Genomic DNA, 19,249 nt, shown 5'->3' with positions numbered 1-19,249 from the left:
CTAATGAGAATGTTAAAAAAAATAATACAAGAAGATAATTTTCTGTCATTAACAGGAAATGTTGTTATTGCTATTTTAGGCATTGCTGGCTTTGCCTTTTTGGCAAGAAGTTTATCTTTAGATGTATTTGGTGAATGGGTATTATTTATAACTGGAGGCTCTTTTGTAGAAATGTTTCGATTTGGTATTACCAATACAGGCTTAATTAGGTTTTTATCCGGCGCAAATGATTCTTCCAGGGTTAAACTAATAGGATCTAATGCTTTAATTGGTCTAGGAGCGACTATTTTGATAGCCATTATATTAATGTTTTGTAATACTTTTTTTAATTCTACAATTAGTAATTCTGGTTATCATTTGTTCTTTAAGTGGTATCCTTTATTAGCATTTTTAAATCTACCATGGAATAATGCACTTGTCGTGTTACAGGCTGATAGAAAATACGGACAAATTTTAATAGTAAAAGCAATTAACAGTGGGTTATTTTTTCTTGTGATTTTGTTTAATTACTTTTTTGCAGAAATGACTTTAAATAATTTAGTTATTGCTTTGATTATTATTAATGGTTTCACCTCTTTAATCACAATAATTCTAGGATGGGATGGCACAAAATACATTTCAAAGGCAACTTCAGCAACCAACAGAACATTATTGGATTTTGGAAAGTATACCACTTTTACATTAATAGGAACTAACTTATTACGAAGCGCTGATACTTTAATTATTAGTTTGAGTCCAATGGGAAATGCTGCCGTTGCACTTTATAGTATCCCTTTAAAACTGACAGAGTTACAACAAATTCCTTTACGAAGTTTTGTTGCTACGGCTTTCCCTAAGATGTCTAAAGCTAGTTTACATCATCAAATTGATGAAGTAAAAAGCTTGTTTTATACCTATTCAGGAGCTTTAACCTATCTTTTTGTGGGTATAAGTTTGATCACATTTGTATTTGCTGAATTCTTTGTTATTGTCATAAGTGGGCATCAGTATTTAAAAACGGATCCCATAACCGGATTTAATGTCGTAGATATTGTTAGAGTATTTTCCATTTATGGATTATTACTACCTATTGATAGAATGACAGGCGTCGGTTTAGACAGTATTAATAAACCTAAAATTAATGCCATCAAAGTATTTATCATGTTGCTAGCAAATGTAATTGGAGATTTTATTGCCATTTTTATTTTTAAATCTTTAATTATTGTAGCAGTAGCATCAATAATATTCACTTTGATTGGTATTTGGATGGGAATGTACTTTTTAAATAAAGAATTGTCTTTGACGTATAGAGAAATATTCTCGAGCGGAATAACTTTCTATAAAAAAATTATTAATAAAGCAACTAACAATCGCTTTAGTCCTTTTTTAAAATAAATAAGAAATTAAATTGAACACAAGTAATAATTTAAACCCTTTTGATGGAATGTCAGGTTCTGCTAGCCTAGCTAAACCTAAGGCTATGCTATTACTATTATTTGTATTATTGACGATATCACTAATACTTGCAAAATTAGAGATTGTAGGAGTGGCCCTATCGCTGGCTCTCATGGTTGCACCTATTTATCTTTATATATTATTCAAAAATCCAATTATTGGGTTTTATACGGCCATTGGACTTAATTTTCTTCTACTTGGCGCAACACGTTACATAAAAACAAGTTTTCCCCTTGGTTTTACTATGGATGGGATTATGCTTTTAACCTTTTTAGCTCTTATTTTTTCACGATTTAGAGAAAGAGTTGACTGGTCTCCAGCTAACAAGGATGTTACAGTCCTAGCGATTATATGGCTGGGATACTGCATTCTACAACTTGTAAATCCGGAGGCTCGAAGTGTAGAAGCATGGATTGCTGGCAGAAGCATTGGATTTTATTTCCTGTTCTTTGTTATTATTACGTTCATGTTTATCAATACTAATAAAAAATTAGATCGTTTTCTATACGTATGGGGTGTGTTTTCAATACTTGCATCACTAAAAGGAATGGGACAGATGATTTTTGGAGTTGATGCTGCAGAGCAAGCTTGGCTGGATGAAGGCGCTGCTCAAACCCATGTTTTATTTGGTAAATTGAGGATTTTTTCATTTTTAAGTGACGCAGGTAATTTTGGCGCAAATCAAGGTTATTCAGCTGTAGTCGCTATAATATATTCTATGACTAAAAAGGGGCTTCCTAGATTATTTTTTATTACTGTCGGAATTCTTGGTTTATATGGAATGATGATATCAGGAACAAGAGGTGCTATAAGTGTACCATTCGCAGGTTTTATGACCTATTTTATCTTAAGAAAAAACATTAAAGTGCTTGGCGCAGGTATAATATTCATTGTACTGATTTTTGCATTTTTTAAATTTACAATGATTGCCAATGGAAATGCCGAAATAAGAAGAATGAGGACTGCGTTTGACCCGAATGATGCCTCATTACAAGTGAGACTCAAAAATCAAGAAAAACTAAAAGTTTACCTTGCCTCGAGGCCATTTGGAGGTGGTATTGGACATGCTGGTGATAAGGCTCAGCGATTTTTACCAAACGCATTCCTTTCTAATGTTGCTACTGATAGCTGGTACGTTATGATTTGGGCAGAGATGGGTATTATTGGATTAACATTACATCTAATTATTTTATTTTATGTTATAGGGATGGCGTCTTTTAAGGTTATGTTCAGAATTCGGGATCCAATAACAAAGTTAAAAATGAGTGCGTTAATTTCAGGAATGGCCGGAATCATGGTCGCATCATACGGTAATGAAGTGTTAGGTCAAATGCCGACCTCTTTATTGATTTATGCTTCTATGGCAATAATGACAAACCCGCAAATTTTCGAAAGAGATCCAAAAGAGTATTTGTCAAAAATACTTTAAAAATAAAAAATTTAAAATCATTCACTTTTTTTAATTTTAATTAAGCAACTCTTAAATATATTATGAAAATAGGAATAGAAGGTCAGCGCATTTTTCGTAAAAAAAAACATGGCATGGACATGGTTGCTTTGGAGCTTATTAAAAATCTTCAAATCATAGATCAAAAAAATGAATACTTCATCTTTGTAAAACCAGATGAGGGTAATTCAGTAATTAAAGAAACATCAAATTTTAAAATCATAGAGTTAGATGGAGGCCCCTACCCTACTTGGGAACAAATTGCATTACCTAAAGCCGCAAAAAAATACGGTTGCGACCTATTACATTGTACTAGTAATACAGCACCCTTTTTTACTGACATTCCTTTAATTACTATTCTCCATGACATCATTTATATGGAAAGTAGTTATTTTACGATACTGAATAGTAGCGCAAGCACTTATCAAAAATTTGGAAATATATACCGAAAATTAATAGTGCCTCACGTAGTTAAGAAAAGTAAAAAAGTAATTACAGTTTCTAATTTTGAGAAAAATAGAATCAGTGAGTTCTTCGGACTCAAAGATGATCATAAGCTCGGTGCTATTTATAATGGGGTAAGCGAACATTTTAAACCTGTTTCCAATACAGAAGAAATTAAACGGGTGAAAGAAAAATACAACTTACCAGAAAAATATTTCTTTTTCTTGGGAAATACAGATCCTAAAAAGAACACGAAAGGAGTACTAAAGGCCTTTTCAGATTACTTAAAACAAACAGATTCTAATCACAAGCTAGTTATGCTAGATTATGATACAATAGAACTTAATAAACTTCTAATTGAAATAAATGACCCTAAACTTATAGACCAGATTATTTTAACAGGGTATGTTGTAAACACTGATTTACCGGCGATATATTCGCAGTGTGACGTCTTTTTATATCCATCGCTTAGGGAAAGTTTTGGTATTCCAATGCTAGAAGCAATGTCTTGTAATGTACCTGTTATTACATCAAATACATCATCTATGCCAGAAGTTTCTGGTGGAGCAGCACACATAGTCAACCCATTCAATCCAGAAGAAATCACTCAAGGGCTTATAGAAATAATGAATAACGAAGCATATAGAAAATCTCTTTCCCACAAGGGTTTAGAGCGGAGTAAACAATTCTCTTGGCTCAATATGGCAAAAGACTATCTAAAACTTTACGAACTGATTCATTCAGAACAATCCAAAAAAAACAACTTATAATAAAGTAAAGACATCATACTAGTTAATATTTATCCAAGCGAAGTATATTGAAACAGATACTAACAGTAAAATTAAAGATTTACAATTTCATGAAATTCCCCTGAGTCATTTGTAAATCTGCAAATGTTAAAATCTGTTTTAAGAAATCAACGAGATAAAGAGACTGAAAAAAAACAATGATAAAAAAAATTAAAATACTAGAAACCATTCGTCAGGGAAAAATTGGAGGAGGAGAAACGCATGTTCTAGATTTAATAACCAATATTGATAAATCAAAATTTGAGCCAATTGTGTTATCTTTTACAGAAGGTCCGATGGTTGAAAGAGTAAAATATCTTGGTATTGATGCTCACGTAATTTACACAGAAATACCCTATGATGTAAGAGTTTGGGGTAAAGTGAAGCAATTTATGATTGACCATGAAATTGATATTGTTCATGCACATGGTACACGAGCAAATTCTAATGTTTTTTGGGCCGCAAAAAAATTAGGGTTACCAATAATCTATACAGTTCATGGATGGTCTTTTCATCAAAATCAAAATCCATGGATTAAAATGTTGAAAATTAAAAGTGAAAGTTTCTTAACAAAAAAAGCAGATGTTACTATTACTGTTTCACGTAGTAATCAAAAAGATGGAATTAATCTATTTGGAATGAGTAACTCCCAGGTCGTTTATAATGGCGTTGATACTGAAAAATTTAATCCTTCAAAAAAATTACTAAATCTACAGAAAGAACTCGGTTTACCAGAAAATAAAACTATTGTAGGTTTTTTAGTTAGAATGACCGTCCAAAAAGATCCTTTAACTTTAATTAGAGCCATTAGAAAAGTAAAAGATAAAACAAACGATATCGTATTCCTTTTAATGGGAAATGGAGATTTATTGGCAGATGTGAAAGCCTTAGTTAAAGAGTTAGATATTGAAGACATGATTGTATGGTCGGACTTTAGACAAGACATGCCTAATGTGTTAAGCACTATCGATATTTATACTTTACCCTCATTATGGGAAGGTTTACCACTTGGTTTATTAGAAGCTATGACAATGGAGAAGCCTATTGTGTCAACAGGAGTTGATGGTTCTAAGGAAGTAATTGAAGATGGTGAAAACGGTATTTTAATTGCTTGTGGGGATTATGAAAGTTTAGCTAATGCATTTATTGATTTACACCAAGACAAAGCTAAGATGGCTCAATTTGGAAAAAAATCTAGAGAGATTATTTTACAAACTTATACTATTGACAGGATGTGTAAGGAAATAGAAAATATTTATTTACAACAACTCTAAAATTATGATTAAAAGAAAAAACATAGTCATTGTAGGAATGCAATCATGGGATGTATCCATAGGAAGTAATTGTAAAAACATTGCAACAGAATTAGCAAAAAACAACAAGGTAATCTATGTTAACGTCCCGTTAGATAGAAAAAAATTTTTAAAATGGACTTTTACAGATCCAAATGATTTAACAAGGCTATCTGTCTTAAAAGGTCAAAGTTCCGGTTTAATTAAGTTGGGTGACGCCTTTTGGTCTTTTTACCCTAAAATAGTTTTTGAGTCCGTTAATTGGTTAAAAAATAAAAAAATATTTGATTTTTTTAATAAACTAAACACAAAAAGATTAGCCTCTGAAATACAAAGAATTACTGAACAATTAGGGTTTGAAGAGTACATATTATTTAATGATAGTTCTATGTTTAGAGGTGTCTATCTGAAAGAGTTACTCAGTCCTGAACTATACATTTATTATATTAGAGACAACTTAATCACGCAAGATTATTTTAAAAAGCACGGTACAAGATTAGAAAAGGAAACCATAAAATCTGCCGATTTAGTAGTTTCAAACTCACCTTATTTAAGAGATTATGCTAAGCCATTTAATTCAAACTCTTACTATGTTGGACAAGGTTGTGATTTAGAACTTTTTAAACCAAATGAAGTTGCGGAACCTACAGATCTAGCAAAAATTAAAGGCGTTAAAATTGGTTATATCGGCTTCTTAACTGAAATGCGATTAAATATTAATTTGCTAGTTGAAATAGCAAAAACCAAAACCGATTGGCAAATCATTTTAGTTGGACCAGAGGACGATGCATTTAAAAATAGTGAATTACACCAGATAAGCAATGTTCATTTTTTAGGAAGTAAAAGTGGAGATGAACTTCCAGCATATATTAAATATTTTGATGTCTGCATGAATCCACAAGTAGTTAATGATTTAACTATAGGGAATTACCCTAGGAAAATTGATGAGTATTTAGCAATGGGAAAACCTACAGTAGCTACTCAAACACCAACAATGGAAATCTTTAAAGATTACGTCTATTTAGGACAAACGGCATTAGATTATATTAATTTGATAGAGAAAGCCTTAAAAGAAAACAGTCCAGAGAAACAGCAACAGCGAATTAATTTTGCCAAAGGTCATACTTGGGAAAATAATGTTCAAGAAATCTATAAGGCAATTCAGCAATTAAACTAAAAACCAAAATTTATGAAAAATAAATATCAACAACCCTTGGTGTCGATAGTAAGTGTAAATTACGATCAGCCCACAGTTACTTGCGAAATGTTAGCCTCTTTACGAAAAGTTACTTATCCTAATTTTGAAACATTAATTGTAGATAACGCCTCTCCTACAACCTCTCCATCTATTATTAAAGAAATGTATCCAGAAGTTCAATTAATAATAAGTGAGAAAAATTTAGGTTTTGCGGGGGGAAATAATATCGCTTTAAAACAAGCAAAAGGAGATTATATCTTGCTGTTAAACAATGATACTGAAGTTAAACCAGACTTCCTAGATAGCTTAGTGGAGTTAATGGAATCTGATAAAAAAATAGCAATAGCAAGCTCAAAAATTCTTTATTTTTATGAAGATAATATTATCCAATATGCAGGAACATCTGCTTTAAACCCTATTACGTCAAGGGCTGGAAGTGACGGCGATAAAGAAAAGGACAGTGGTCAATACAATGAAGTTAAAGAAACCTTTTATCCTCACGGCGCTTGTATGATGATACGAAAAAGTGTTTTAGAAGAATTAGGGTTGTTATATGAAGGTTATTTTTTGTATTATGAAGAATATGATTTTGCAGAAAGAGTTAGGAAAGCAGGATATACAATTTATTATCAACCGAACTCGGCAATCTTGCATAAAGAATCTATTTCTACAGGAAAAAATAGTCCTTTAAAAACCTACTACCTTAACAGAAATAGGGTGTTATTTTTGCGAAGAAATAGTTATGGAATCACTTTTTTACTTGCAATGATTTATTTTTTTATGATTTCGCTTCCAAAAAATACCATCAAATATTTATTTAATAAAGAGCATTTATCCGCTTTATATAGAGGAGTGGCCTGGAATTTTACCAATTTTAATGTTAACAAAAATCAACAGTTATGATAGCACTTGAAATATTACACTACCTTCTATTGGTTTATCTAGGAGCATCCGTCATGTTTTTAATAACTTATGCCATACTTGGAAAGTTACCTCGCAAGGTTAAAAAACCAATAATAAACAAACAGAATAGATTTGTATTATTCATACCTGCTTATAAAGAAGATGCTGTTATTTATAATGTTGCTAAGGAAGCTTTAAACCAAGACTATCCAGCAGAGCTATTTGATGTAATTGTTATTGCTGATTCATTTCAACAAAAAACATTAGATGCTTTAAATTTATTACCAATAAAGGTAAAAGAAGTTTCTTTTGAGAAGAGCACCAAAGCAAAAGCATTAAATGAAACAATGGCAGAAATCCCTGAAAACAAATATGATGTGGCGTTAATCTTAGATGCCGATAACGTTTTGGCGCATGATTTTACTACGAAAATAAACGATTCCATCAATGCAGGTTATCATGTGGTACAAGGACATAGAGCCGCTAAAAACACCAAAGATTTTGCTATGTTGGATGCTATAAGCGAAGAGATTAATAACAATATCTATAGCAAAGGTCATCGTGCTATTGGTTTGTCCTCTAGATTGGCGGGGTCGGGCATGGCCTTTTCTTATCAATTATATAAGAATACTATGAGCAAAATTGATTCTGTTGCAGAGGATAAAGAGCTAGAATTAAATTTATTAAAAAGAGGGTATAAGTTTGAATATAGGGACGATGCAATTTGTTACGATGAAAAAGTAAGCCAAGCTAAAGCATTTAACAATCAAAGAAGTAGATGGATAGCAGCTCAGTATCATTATTTTAAGACCGACTTTTTAAAAGCTTTTTGGTATCTAATTACTAAAGGAAATGTAGATTATTTTGATAAAGCATTTCAAATGATGTTACCACCAAGATTAATTTTACCAGGCTTTTTATTTATTGCAGCTGTCGTTGCTTTTTTCGTTAGTCCTGATTTCTATTTTTATGTGTGGTCAGCACTCTTTGTGGCTAACATATTATCTTTTGCAATTTCAATTCCAAGCAAGTTTTATACCGTACAATTATTCTACGCATTTATGCAGTTACCCAAAGCTTTCTTTGGAATATTTATTGCTTTATTTAAAATGAGAGGGGCAACTAAAACCTTTATTCATACACCACACACTAACGATGATATAGAAAATACAATTTAATTATGGGGGTCTTTAGCAAATTAAAAAATGAATACATCACACTGAAAGAGGCCAATCCTTTAAGAAACCCTAACATGTTAATCATTAAAAGGATTTGGGGAATATTTTGGCGAGTAGTTTTAGGTAAATGGTTTTTAAGAAACTGTAAAACCGGTCGCTTATGTACCGTTAGAGGAATTCCAAAAATAGAGGCAGATGGTGAAATAATTTTAGGTGACAGAGTAAAAATTTGGTCGCATATTCATAAAACACAACTTCATGCTGGAGGTAAAGGAAAGCTTATTATTGGTGATAATACATTCATTAATGTAGGAACTATTATATCAGCTTGTTTTCAAGTGAAAATTGGGAAAAATGTGCAAATTGCTCCAGGTGTAATTATTATGGATAGTGATTTTCATGGAGTTGAAGACAGAGATGTTGAAGTAGTGCAAACTCCCATTACTATTGGTGATAATGTTTGGTTAGCAACTAGAGTTGTTATATTGAAGGGTGTTACAATAGGAGAAGGCTCGACAATTGCTACTGGAGCTATTGTAACAAAAGATATTCCTCCTTTTTCACTCGCAGCAGGAATTCCTGCAAAGGTTATAAAAAGTTTGAATTAACAACTAGACCTTTATGAATAGATTTAGAGATTAAAAAGTAAACAATTTATGCTATCATAAAGGCCTACAATTTAAAATTACTTTGTACATACGATAAAAATAAAAGAATATGAGTAGAAAAAACGGAATCGATTTATTCAGACTAATTGCAGCATTTTTTATAATGTGCATCCACACTAATTATGGAAGTTTAAATCCAGAATATGTTGATACCTTAAGGTTGCTTTCGCGTTGGGCTGTTCCTTTCTATTTTTTAGCAACAGGTTTTTTTCTTGGTGATAAAATAGTTAATAATAATCTTGATTTTAACCGAATTCAAAAGAACGTGAGTATGTTAATTTCAATTTTAATTGTAGCAAGTATAATATATCTGCCAATAGATTTTATACATGGAAATAACATAAATAGTATTGCTACTATTTTGACAGGCAGTTATTTTCATCTTTGGTTTATAGGAGGATTATTAATAGGTTATATTTTTATTTGGTATTTATTTTATATTCAAAAAATTAAGGTTCTTCCCTATATATCCATTTTTATATTGCTATCCGCACTACTAACAGATTCTTATGATCAATTATTTAATCAAAATATTGATTTTAGTTTATTTTCATTGTTACTATCTATTCCATTTATGCACATTGGGATTATTATATCGAAAAAAGACACTAATTTGATTAGCAATAAATTATTAATAGCTTTAGTGTTAATCGGTTTTTCAATTCAGTTTATTGAGGCAGAACTATTTTTAAAACTATTTGATTATAAGAAATATACACATCAATTTTTATTAGGGACAATAATTACTGCGATCCCATTATTTATTTTAAGTTCTAAAATAAATTTAAAAAAGAATAGGTTTTCAAAGTGGGGCAAAAAATATTCACTTCTTCTTTTCTTATATCATCCTTTAGTATACGAGATTATAAGGGTCGTTCTAACTAAAGTTGTTCCTAATTATTATGATACTATAAGTATATTTTATCCGTTTATTGGTTTCGCTTTAACACTTACTTTCGCTATAATGTTGAATAGATTATTTCCTAAAATATATAACATTTTAAACGGAAATTTTAATGAGAAAATAAGTTGAAATCTATTAAAAAATTATAAGAAAGAGTATTAATCTCAATGGCTATATGTTGCTAGAAATTATTAATGGTTTCGAAGTTTTGCGCTTCTAAATCGTTCCCATTTCATCAATGTAACAATGTTTTTAAACTTAAAACAGTAGGTCATAAATAATCTCAGGTGACCAATACTTGGGAAAAATAAATTAAAATTACATGGAATTTTTAAAAATAATATCATTTGTTCTGTTATTCATAATCATTTACACTTATCTGGGTTATGGTGTTTTATTGTACGTCATCATAAAAATCAGGAGGTTTTTTAAAATAGGTAAAAAACAAGTTGTTGATCCTTCATACGAACCAGAGGTTACTTTGTTTATAACTGCCTATAATGAAAAGGATTATGTAGCCGCAAAAATGAAAAACTCCCTCGAACTTGAATATCCTATAGAAAAATTAAATATCATTTGGGTTACAGATGGTTCTGATGATGGAACACCAGATCTACTAAAAGATTATCCTAATACAACGGTACACCATTTAGCGGAAAGAAATGGAAAAATTGGCGCTATGAATCGAGGTATGGATTTCGTTAAAACACCAATTGTAATTTTTAGTGATGCCAATACAAACCTTGGAAAAAATTCGATAAGACGTATTGTTAATCTATTTAGTATTGATAAAGTTGGATGTGTTTCTGGAGAAAAACGAATTATTGATAAAGAACGTGATGTGGCAGCTGGAGCTGGCGAAGGAATCTATTGGAAATATGAATCGGCCCTAAAAAAATGGGATGCTGAACTATATTCGGTTGTTGGGGCTGCTGGAGAACTTTTTGCCATTAGAACAGTATTATACCGTCATGTTGAAAAAGACACTTTACTTGACGACTTTATTATATCGTTACGAGTCGCTCAAGAAGGCTATACTATTCAATATGATCCTGAAGCCTATGCTATTGAAACAGCCTCTGCTAATGTAAAAGAAGAGTTTAAACGAAAAATTAGAATCTCTGCGGGGGGCATTCAATCTATCGTAAGATTGAGTTCATTATTAAATTTTTTTAAATATGGAACGCTTTCATTTCAGTATATTTCTCATCGCGTTTTACGCTGGAGTTTAACACCATTGTGTCTCATACTCTTAATACCCGTTTTAACAATTTTAGCAGCTAATGAAGGATTTTTATCTTTAGGTTTTTTTTCAGTACTGTTTTGGTTACAACTTACATTTTATGCTGCAGCATTATTAGGTTGGTTTTTAGAAAACAGACAGACTAGTGTAAAAATTCTGTTTATACCATATTACTTTTTTATAATGAATTTATCTGTGGTACTAGGGTTTTTTAGATACATAAAAAAATCACAATCGGTTAATTGGGAACGCGCTGAGAGAGCAAGTTAAATTATTTGTTTTTTTGTATACTTCCACTCCCGTAAAGAGAAGCTTACCTATAACTTAATTATTAACATCATCCGTCTACGTGAATTATTCATGAAAAAAACAAAATTATTATTGTATGGTTTTTTAATGCTATTTCTGCTAATTGCAGCAACAAGATATCTTGTTAGAATACCTTCTTATACTATTAAAACTAATGGTAAGTTATACATCGTTAGTAAAATCAGTAGAAATATTAAGGTCTTTGATTTACTCACTGGTAAAGAAGTAGCTGAAATTCCTATTGACTTAGAATCTCATGAGGCAGTTGCATTATCTGGGCAAAATAAAATCGTTGTTACAAATTATGGGACTGTTGATCGCGATGGAAATCGCATCAAAGTTATCAATACACAAACTAATAAGGTTGAGAAAACGATAGACTTAAAAGGAAGTATTAAGTCAAACGGTATCGTTGCTCTTCCTGAATCTAATAAAGTGGCTGTTATTGACTACGTTACTAATAATTTATTAATACTAAATATTAAAACTGCTACTATTGAGAAGCAAATACAAACTCAACAACAAGAAAGTCTTCTGTTAGTAGTCCATCCCAATAAAGCAATCGCTTATGTAACTAATGTAAAATCGAATTCAGTCAGTGTGATAGACCTTAATAAAAATGAAGTCATTAAAATTATTCCTTGTGGATTGGGAACTGAAAGTATTGCTATTACGCCTGATGGTTCAGAAATTTGGATTACAAATATAAAGGCAAATTCAATTACTATTATAAATACTACAACTTATGCAGTTATAGCTACTTTACGCACAGGAGAAGAACCTTTAAAGCTAAAGTTTTCTGTTGATGGAAAATACTGTTTAGTCGCTAATGCTGGTGATGGAACTATTTCTGTTTATAATCAAAATTCTAAAAATAAAATCAAAACTATTCATATTCACGGTAAAGCAACAATGCTAGAGAGAATACTTTACCATACTCCTGTCCCCGTAAATATTTTAATGCATCCCAATGGATTGTATGCTTTTATTGCTAATTCTAACGCTAATAAAGTTGAAGTAATTGATATGAAAAATTTTACGATTGTAAGCACTATAGGGACTGGGAAGATTCCTGACGCCATGGTTTTTGTTCAATAAAACTAGATAATACATCAAGTGCTTACCTAGAAAATAGTGATGCGCTCAAAAACTAAATTACTAAAGCAGCATATAAAAAACATACAACTACAGTAAACAACTATTTACCGATAGTAAAATAACACTCGTCTAATTTATCCCCCATTTACAACGTAAACAATTAAATTTAATCATTATTTAAAAAATAGAAACCCCCAAAAACTACATATATGAAATCACTTTTATTTAAATTTATTAAAATTTTCTCTTTCGCACTGCTACTAAATGCATGTAGTACTATGGACAAACCTACCGTAGTCGATGAAGACGATTCTTTGTTAACAATTACTAATAAAACATTTGACTTTAGCACCTACCGCCAAGTTAAAATAATTATTAATGATGTCGAAAAATATACTAAATATGACGTGTACGCTTATACCGACGAACCGTACTTTGCCGGAAATCAAACCTTTTTAAATCAATCTGATGAAATTGTTACGGAGCCAGTTTACAAAAATGACATCTTAAATAAATTAATATTTACCGGTGTTCCTGTTAACGGTGTTTTGACTCAAACGATAAATGTGCCTAAATACTGCACGAAATTATATATAAGAAGAAATAACAATCTCAATTTTTCATCTTCCGTTATTTCTATAAATAATGGAGAAGCCGCTTATACCCATACTAAAACCGTTACTAATAAATCTCGTTCAACTAATAAATCTTCTGCTACTACTTTAATAAATGACTATTTATTTTGTGTAAACAGTTCAGCAGAACTTTTTCAAGTAAACCCATTAAATGGCGAACTAACCTTCTTGTCAGATATGCCGATGGGAAGTGTTACCTGTGCAGTTGATCAAGCCGATAAATGTGTATATTCAATAGGGAATCAAAGTCCATACCCACTAATGAAATATTCTATTGCTACTAATTCATGGAAAACTATTAAAAATCTAGGAACAAGTGGTCCAAGACTTGATTTCAATACTACAGACGGATTATTGTATTATTCTAATCAAGATAAAATATATACGATTAATCCCTCTACTGGAGCTCTAAGTGCAGCCATAACGATTAAAGGACTCCATAACACGAACGGTGGAGATTTAGCTTTTGCAAAAGATGGGACTTTATTTTTATGTACCTTTTCTGGATTATACAGATTAGAATTAGATAACAAAAATGTATATCAAAGCACTAGAATAAGTGCCGACAACTTGCCTTTTCAACCAACATCCATGACATTTGATTCTAAGGAGGAACTTTGGCTAGCAAACAATGCTTCTAGTTCTGATTTAATAATAATGGATACACAGACTGGTGGCTGGAAATACGTTTACGGAACAAGCGCTAAGAACAATACAGATTATAAACGCACTATTAATGATTTAGCTACTTTTAGGGTGTACACTACTGTAGACACTGCTATAGATTCTGATGGGGATGGTGTTCAAGATCAAGATGATGCGTCACCACTAGATGCTAATATAGCCTTTGAATTATATACGCCTAGTAAATATGGCAAGGGAACAATTGCCTTTGAGGACTTGTGGCCTTCTTATGGTGATTATGATTTTAATGATGTAGCCTTAAACTATCAAGTGATTTTGAAATTAAATGCTCAAAATTTAGCTGTACAAATGGACATTATCTGTCACGTTAAGGCAAATGGAGCAGGATTTACAAACGGAATTGGTATCGAACTGGCCAATATATCCCCTTCACAAATTAAAAGTGTCGGTGGAACCATTTTGACTGAGAATTATATCACCTTAAATACTAACGGAACAGAAGCCAATCAACAACATGCTGTTATCATTCTAACTGATGCCGCACGGAACTTACTTACTGAACGAACAATTTCAATTAAGTTTACAGAGCCTACAAGTACTTCAGACCTTGGTATAGCACCTTTCAATCCATTTATAATAGCTAATAAAATACGAGAAAAAGAAATTCATTTACCTTACACAAAACCTACCTCTTTAGGAAAACCGTTTGTGGAAATAGCTGGTGCAAATCGTGATATAAACGGTAATTATGTTTCAGACAATGGAATGCCATGGGCTATTAGTTTTATACATGATTTTAAAGTTCCTAAAGAAAAAGTGAATATTGCAGATGCGTATAACTATTTTGTGCAGTGGGCAAATTCAGGTGGAACTGTAAATATTGACTGGTATAAAGACAATCCGGGAAATCGAAATGATGACCAGATTCAAAACTAATACTGGTCTCAAAAAAAGAGACCACACAATAAACTAACTATTGTGTAAATTAAAAAGACCTAATTTTATTCGCAAAGCGTAATGCATTTACAAATAAAATTAGGTCTTATGCTTTTATTGAAATTAAGAGCTACTCTCTAGTACCGTAATTTAAAAATAAGCCTTATTTCTCCCCATCCCATTCCGCATAAAATTGCGCAATAAAGGTTTCCATGAAACGATGTCTCTCTAATGCAATTTGTTTTCCGGTTGACGTATTCATTTTATCTTTTAAAAGGAACAGCTTTTCATAAAAATGATTTAGCGTTGGCGCCTCACTATTTTTGTATTCCTCTTTTGTCATTTTTAAATTCGGAGCAATTTTAGGGTCGTACATCGCTCTATTTTTGAATCCGCCATAATTGAATGTCCGTGCTATTCCAATCGCTCCAAGAGCATCTAAACGGTCTGCATCTTGAACAATATCTAATTCGACAGAAGTAAAATCTTTTTTAAAATTACCGCCTTTATAGGAAATGTTCTCAATTATTTTAATCACATGGCTTATAATTTCTTCTTCAACATCTTCTGACTCTAAAAAAACTCTTGCAGTTTCTGGCCCGATAGATTCATCTCCATTATTGAATTTACTGTCCGCTATATCATGAAGCAACGCCGCCAACTTTACAATTGTTTCATTACAAACCTCATCCTTTGCAATCGATAATGCATTTTTATAAACTCTTTCGATATGAAACCAATCGTGACCGCCTTCGGCATTTTCCAATTTTTCTTTTACAAAAGTGATTGTCTTACTTATGATATCTGTGTTGTTCATGTTTTATATTTTATAAAAAAATGCTGATTTCTAAAGTTGTTACACTCCAAAAATCAACATCTGTATTCTATTTTAAGGTTGATTTTAAAATCAACATTCGTTGCTCTTTCACTAAAAGCTTACAATCTTGCAGGCTCTACCCATTTGAAAATATGGGATTCTTGAGGAATAACCATTCTTTCTGAAATTCTAGCCATTCTAGCAGGTAATTTCATTAGATAATCACGTGCTTTTTCAGCTTCATCTGTTAAACCAGTAATTTTATCAATTTCCCATTTAACCATTAATTTTTGCATGATATCAATATAATCCGCCGCAGTATAAACTCCGATACGCTGCGCTGAATCAGAAAATTGTTCGAATGCAGTACTTATTTTCTCTCCTGATTCTCTCAAGAAATGCGCTGGCATTACAATTTTTTGTTTCATCATATATTGAAAAGCAATCATCATCTCACTAGGATCTATCTTGAAAATAGCACTTACAAACTCAGAATAAGCATGATGATGACGCATCTCGTCACCAGCAATCATCTTACACATTTTAGACAACTTATTGTCTCCATATTTCTTAGCCATTTGTGCTACTCTATTGTGAGAAACATAAGTAGCAAGCTCTTGAAAACTCGTATATACAAAGTTTTTATACGGATCTCTTCCAGTTCCAATATCGAAACCATCATTGATAAGGTGTTGGGTTGTCATCTCAATCTCACGCATATTTACACGCCCAGATAAGTATAGGTATTTGTTTAATAAATCACCATGACGATTTTCTTCTCCAGTCCATTGTCTGATCCATTTAGACCAACCGTTTCTTTCTACGTTATCAATTCCTTCTACATCCATCAACCAAGATTCATAGGTAGGAAGGGCTTCTTCCGTAATGGTGTCCCCAACTAAGGTAACCCAAAAGTCATACGGTAAATCCTTTGCTATTTCACGCAACTCTTTAACCTCTTCAAAAAAGGTATCACTTTCTGAGTTTGGTAAAAAATCGCTTGGTTGCCATATTTTTTCAACAGGTATTAAATATTGATCAACATAGCTATCAACGTTTTTTTCCAAAAACTGCATAACTTCTAATCGAATGTTTTTTATTGACATCTTATATAAATTAAAATTTTATTCCTTTTACTACTTCGCTTTCTGCCTTTTCCATTAACTCAGCAAAGTCATATTCACTTACCGCTAATGGCTTATGTAATACAAAGGTAAGGCGATTTCCCAAACCTAACGGAAAAAATCCGTATTTAACCATTTTCCAAGAATTGTTGATACTTACTGGAACGACATAAGCCGATGGTGAATTCTTACATAATATTTTTAAACCTGTTTGCGCAAACTCTTTCGGCTTACCTGTCTTGCTTCGCGTTCCTTCGGGAAAAATAACTGCTGAACGGTTATTTGCTCCTATATAATCAGCCAATCCTTTAATTGCAGGAATTGCTTGCTTAGGGTCTTTTCGATCAATTAATACAGAACCTCCGTGACGTAAATTAAAGGAAACACTTGGAATCCCTTTCCCTAATTCCTTCTTACTAACAAATTTACAATGAAATCTTCGTAAATACCAAATCATTGCAATGATATCGTACATACTTTGATGATTAGAAACAAATATGATTGGTGCATTTTTAGGCACACCTTCTATATTTTCAAATTTATAGGTTGTTCCCAGAATATTTGTGCATTTCAACAAAATAAAATTCATATAATCCACACTCTTTTTATGAGCTTGGTATCCAAAAACATTAAAACAAACCCACTGAATAGGGTGAAAAATGACCAACGTAAGACCAAATAATAAATAATAAATTACAGAAATGGGATACGATATTATTTTTTCCATGCTTAAAATGTTAGCCACAAAAGTAGGAAATATATTTTTACCGCTATTTAATTCCTAAACAATAATAGGTTTGGCGTTTAATTGTACCTTTGTTCGCTATAATCCCTTGTCTTTAAACAAAAATGAATTTCACTTATCCAAAAAAAGAAAAACTAAAAAGTAAAATCACAATTGGACTATTATTTACTGAAGGGAAATCTGTATCTAAATATCCTTTACGACTCGTATATCATTGCGGACCATCAATTGACGGTCAGGAAATAAAAATGGGCGTTTCTGTTTCTAAGAGGAATTTCAAAAGAGCAGTGGACAGGAATTATTTTAAACGGGTTCTTCGCGAAACCTACCGTCTAAATAAACACATCCTTATTGACAACATGGATAAGCCTTATTCTTTCATGTTTTTTTATCAGACCAAAGACCGCATGTCTTATGAAGAAATCAATACCAAAACCATCCAATTGTTTGAAAAGTTTATAGCGCAAAACGGTAAAAAAGAGCAAGCAGAAATAAATAACGATATTGTAGAAGAGTAGTTTTCGTTAAATAATTAAATTATAGTTTCCCAAAAAAAATTGTAGTTTTAGCTCTAAATAAAATTAATATGAAATCTATTATTCTGTTTTTATTGGTGCTGATTTCTTTTTCGAGCTGTAAAAAATCCGAGAGTGAATTAGATAGCGAAGTATTAGCTATTGCAATGCCAGCAAAAAAAGGAAATGTAGATCAAGTACAGTTTGTTAAACCTGTAATTGCAAACGCTGAAGAAGTTACCGAAGAGCCTCCAATTAATTCCTCTCAGAAAGAACAAAAAATCATTAAAGAAGCCAACCTTCGTTTTGAAACCACTGATTTAAATTCTACTTATAATCAGATACTAAAAAACACAACCGAAAGTGGTGCTTCAATCCAAAATGACACTGAAGGCAAAGATTACGGCTCTATCTTTAGACGATTAATCATTAGAGTTCCTAGTCACAATTTTGATGTCTTTTTAAAAAACATATCAAAAGGTATTTCCTATTTTGACAATAAAGAAATTTCTGCGCAAGATGTAACAACTGAATATATTGATATTGATGCACGATTAAAAACTAAAAAAGTACTTGAGAATCGCTATATCGAATTACTAAAAAAAGCAACTAAAGTATCAGAAATGTTAGAAGTTGAAGCACAACTATCAGCCATTCGTGAAGAAATAGAAGCTAAGCAAGGACAATTAAATTACCTACAAGACAGAGTATCTTTAAGTACCGTTACAATAGAATTTTATAAACCAGTTGCCCCAGATAGTGGTATAGCCGTTTCTTATGGAATGAAAACCTGGAATGCAGTCGAATCTGGATTTAACAGCTTCTCAAGCTTTTTCATAAGTTTAATTAGCGTTTGGCCTTTCCTTCTGATTCTAGGAGCATTATTTTATTTTGTAAAAAAAAGATTTAAGAAAAAAACCGTTTAA

General features: G+C 31.8%; 17 protein-coding genes. 14 read left to right on the top strand and 3 right to left on the bottom strand.

Translation table 11 applies throughout. The annotated features are described in order from the left end of the window. Nucleotides 1-9: 9 nt before the first annotated feature. From QO200_RS06995 to QO200_RS06940, 12 genes are all read left to right on the top strand, one after another. Nucleotides 10-1,374: a lipopolysaccharide biosynthesis protein gene (locus tag QO200_RS06995; RefSeq protein ID WP_371538137.1), complete on the top strand. Its 1,365-nt coding sequence runs from the start codon at nucleotides 10-12 to the stop codon at nucleotides 1,372-1,374. Between the two features lie 13 nt (nucleotides 1,375-1,387). Continuing rightward, entirely contained in the window at nucleotides 1,388-2,863 is a 1,476-nt protein-coding gene (locus QO200_RS06990) for an O-antigen ligase family protein (RefSeq protein ID WP_371538135.1), read from the top strand. A gap of 62 nt (nucleotides 2,864-2,925) precedes the next feature. Continuing rightward, nucleotides 2,926-4,095 carry a glycosyltransferase family 4 protein gene (locus QO200_RS06985; protein WP_371538133.1) on the top strand — a complete coding sequence of 390 codons (1,170 nt, stop codon included), beginning with the start codon at nucleotides 2,926-2,928 and terminating at the stop codon, nucleotides 4,093-4,095. 176 nt (nucleotides 4,096-4,271) lie between these two features. Continuing rightward, entirely contained in the window at nucleotides 4,272-5,387 is a 1,116-nt protein-coding gene (locus QO200_RS06980) for a glycosyltransferase family 4 protein (protein ID WP_371538131.1), read from the top strand. Between the two features lie 4 nt (nucleotides 5,388-5,391). Further along, nucleotides 5,392-6,582, top strand: a complete 1,191-nt coding sequence (locus QO200_RS06975) for a glycosyltransferase (protein ID WP_371538128.1) — start codon at nucleotides 5,392-5,394, stop codon at nucleotides 6,580-6,582. 12 nt (nucleotides 6,583-6,594) lie between these two features. Next, entirely contained in the window at nucleotides 6,595-7,506 is a 912-nt protein-coding gene (locus QO200_RS06970) for a glycosyltransferase family 2 protein (protein WP_371538125.1), read from the top strand. Beyond that, nucleotides 7,503-8,684 (top strand): glycosyltransferase family 2 protein, encoded by a 1,182-nt coding sequence (locus QO200_RS06965; protein ID WP_371538122.1) that lies wholly within the window; start codon nucleotides 7,503-7,505, stop codon nucleotides 8,682-8,684. The genes QO200_RS06970 and QO200_RS06965 overlap by 4 nt, the downstream gene beginning before the upstream one ends. A 2-nt stretch (nucleotides 8,685-8,686) precedes the next feature. Beyond that, entirely contained in the window at nucleotides 8,687-9,292 is a 606-nt protein-coding gene (locus QO200_RS06960) for a DapH/DapD/GlmU-related protein (protein WP_371538120.1), read from the top strand. Between the two features lie 109 nt (nucleotides 9,293-9,401). Further along, the gene (locus QO200_RS06955) at nucleotides 9,402-10,385 is read left to right on the top strand and encodes an acyltransferase family protein (RefSeq protein ID WP_371538118.1); all 984 of its coding nucleotides are present in this window, start codon (nucleotides 9,402-9,404) and stop codon (nucleotides 10,383-10,385) included. Nucleotides 10,386-10,578: 193 nt separating this feature from the next. Then, nucleotides 10,579-11,769 (top strand): glycosyltransferase family 2 protein, encoded by a 1,191-nt coding sequence (locus QO200_RS06950; protein WP_371538116.1) that lies wholly within the window; start codon nucleotides 10,579-10,581, stop codon nucleotides 11,767-11,769. 90 nt (nucleotides 11,770-11,859) lie between these two features. Beyond that, a complete protein-coding gene (locus QO200_RS06945; protein ID WP_371538114.1) occupies nucleotides 11,860-12,906 on the top strand; it encodes a beta-propeller fold lactonase family protein in 1,047 nt (348 codons plus the stop codon). A gap of 209 nt (nucleotides 12,907-13,115) precedes the next feature. Then, nucleotides 13,116-15,122 carry an LruC domain-containing protein gene (locus QO200_RS06940; protein WP_371538112.1) on the top strand — a complete coding sequence of 669 codons (2,007 nt, stop codon included), beginning with the start codon at nucleotides 13,116-13,118 and terminating at the stop codon, nucleotides 15,120-15,122. A gap of 163 nt (nucleotides 15,123-15,285) precedes the next feature. Here the strand turns inward: QO200_RS06940 and QO200_RS06935 are convergent, their stop codons facing one another. From QO200_RS06935 to QO200_RS06925, 3 genes are all read right to left on the bottom strand, one after another. Next, nucleotides 15,286-15,939, bottom strand: a complete 654-nt coding sequence (locus QO200_RS06935) for an HD domain-containing protein (protein WP_371538109.1) — start codon at nucleotides 15,937-15,939, stop codon at nucleotides 15,286-15,288. A 119-nt stretch (nucleotides 15,940-16,058) separates the two neighbouring features. After that, nucleotides 16,059-17,045 carry an acyl-ACP desaturase gene (locus QO200_RS06930; RefSeq protein ID WP_371538106.1) on the bottom strand — a complete coding sequence of 329 codons (987 nt, stop codon included), beginning with the start codon at nucleotides 17,043-17,045 and terminating at the stop codon, nucleotides 16,059-16,061. A gap of 10 nt (nucleotides 17,046-17,055) precedes the next feature. After that, nucleotides 17,056-17,790, bottom strand: a complete 735-nt coding sequence (locus QO200_RS06925) for a lysophospholipid acyltransferase family protein (RefSeq protein WP_371538103.1) — start codon at nucleotides 17,788-17,790, stop codon at nucleotides 17,056-17,058. Between the two features lie 122 nt (nucleotides 17,791-17,912). Between QO200_RS06925 and QO200_RS06920 the strand changes: the two genes are divergently transcribed. Both QO200_RS06920 and QO200_RS06915 read left to right on the top strand, forming a co-directional pair. Next, nucleotides 17,913-18,326 carry a ribonuclease P protein component gene (locus QO200_RS06920; RefSeq protein WP_371538100.1) on the top strand — a complete coding sequence of 138 codons (414 nt, stop codon included), beginning with the start codon at nucleotides 17,913-17,915 and terminating at the stop codon, nucleotides 18,324-18,326. Nucleotides 18,327-18,394: 68 nt separating this feature from the next. Next, nucleotides 18,395-19,249 carry a DUF4349 domain-containing protein gene (locus QO200_RS06915; protein ID WP_371538097.1) on the top strand — a complete coding sequence of 285 codons (855 nt, stop codon included), beginning with the start codon at nucleotides 18,395-18,397 and terminating at the stop codon, nucleotides 19,247-19,249.

Source organism: Flavobacterium sp. Arc3 (genome assembly GCF_041431375.1).
Classification (GTDB): Bacteria; Bacteroidota; Bacteroidia; order Flavobacteriales; family Flavobacteriaceae; genus Flavobacterium.
The sequence above is the reverse complement of the archived record's forward strand: the minus strand, read 5'-3'. Positions and strand labels throughout refer to the sequence as shown.

Excerpts from the sequence above, each read along its gene's own strand:
- QO200_RS06925 (WP_371538103.1), bottom strand. The coding sequence starts at position 17,790 with ATGGAAAAAATAATATCGTATCCCATTTCTGTAATTTATTATTTATTA.
- QO200_RS06980 (WP_371538131.1), top strand. The coding sequence starts at position 4,272 with ATGATAAAAAAAATTAAAATACTAGAAACCATTCGTCAGGGAAAAATT.
- QO200_RS06920 (WP_371538100.1), top strand. The coding sequence starts at position 17,913 with ATGAATTTCACTTATCCAAAAAAAGAAAAACTAAAAAGTAAAATCACA.
- QO200_RS06965 (WP_371538122.1), top strand. The coding sequence starts at position 7,503 with ATGATAGCACTTGAAATATTACACTACCTTCTATTGGTTTATCTAGGA.
- QO200_RS06935 (WP_371538109.1), bottom strand. The coding sequence starts at position 15,939 with ATGAACAACACAGATATCATAAGTAAGACAATCACTTTTGTAAAAGAA.
- QO200_RS06930 (WP_371538106.1), bottom strand. The coding sequence starts at position 17,045 with ATGTCAATAAAAAACATTCGATTAGAAGTTATGCAGTTTTTGGAAAAA.
- QO200_RS06955 (WP_371538118.1), top strand. The coding sequence starts at position 9,402 with ATGAGTAGAAAAAACGGAATCGATTTATTCAGACTAATTGCAGCATTT.
- QO200_RS06975 (WP_371538128.1), top strand. The coding sequence starts at position 5,392 with ATGATTAAAAGAAAAAACATAGTCATTGTAGGAATGCAATCATGGGAT.
- QO200_RS06960 (WP_371538120.1), top strand. The coding sequence starts at position 8,687 with ATGGGGGTCTTTAGCAAATTAAAAAATGAATACATCACACTGAAAGAG.
- QO200_RS06995 (WP_371538137.1), top strand. The coding sequence starts at position 10 with ATGTTAAAAAAAATAATACAAGAAGATAATTTTCTGTCATTAACAGGA.
- QO200_RS06945 (WP_371538114.1), top strand. The coding sequence starts at position 11,860 with ATGAAAAAAACAAAATTATTATTGTATGGTTTTTTAATGCTATTTCTG.
- QO200_RS06940 (WP_371538112.1), top strand. The coding sequence starts at position 13,116 with ATGAAATCACTTTTATTTAAATTTATTAAAATTTTCTCTTTCGCACTG.
- QO200_RS06950 (WP_371538116.1), top strand. The coding sequence starts at position 10,579 with ATGGAATTTTTAAAAATAATATCATTTGTTCTGTTATTCATAATCATT.
- QO200_RS06985 (WP_371538133.1), top strand. The coding sequence starts at position 2,926 with ATGAAAATAGGAATAGAAGGTCAGCGCATTTTTCGTAAAAAAAAACAT.
- QO200_RS06915 (WP_371538097.1), top strand. The coding sequence starts at position 18,395 with ATGAAATCTATTATTCTGTTTTTATTGGTGCTGATTTCTTTTTCGAGC.
- QO200_RS06970 (WP_371538125.1), top strand. The coding sequence starts at position 6,595 with ATGAAAAATAAATATCAACAACCCTTGGTGTCGATAGTAAGTGTAAAT.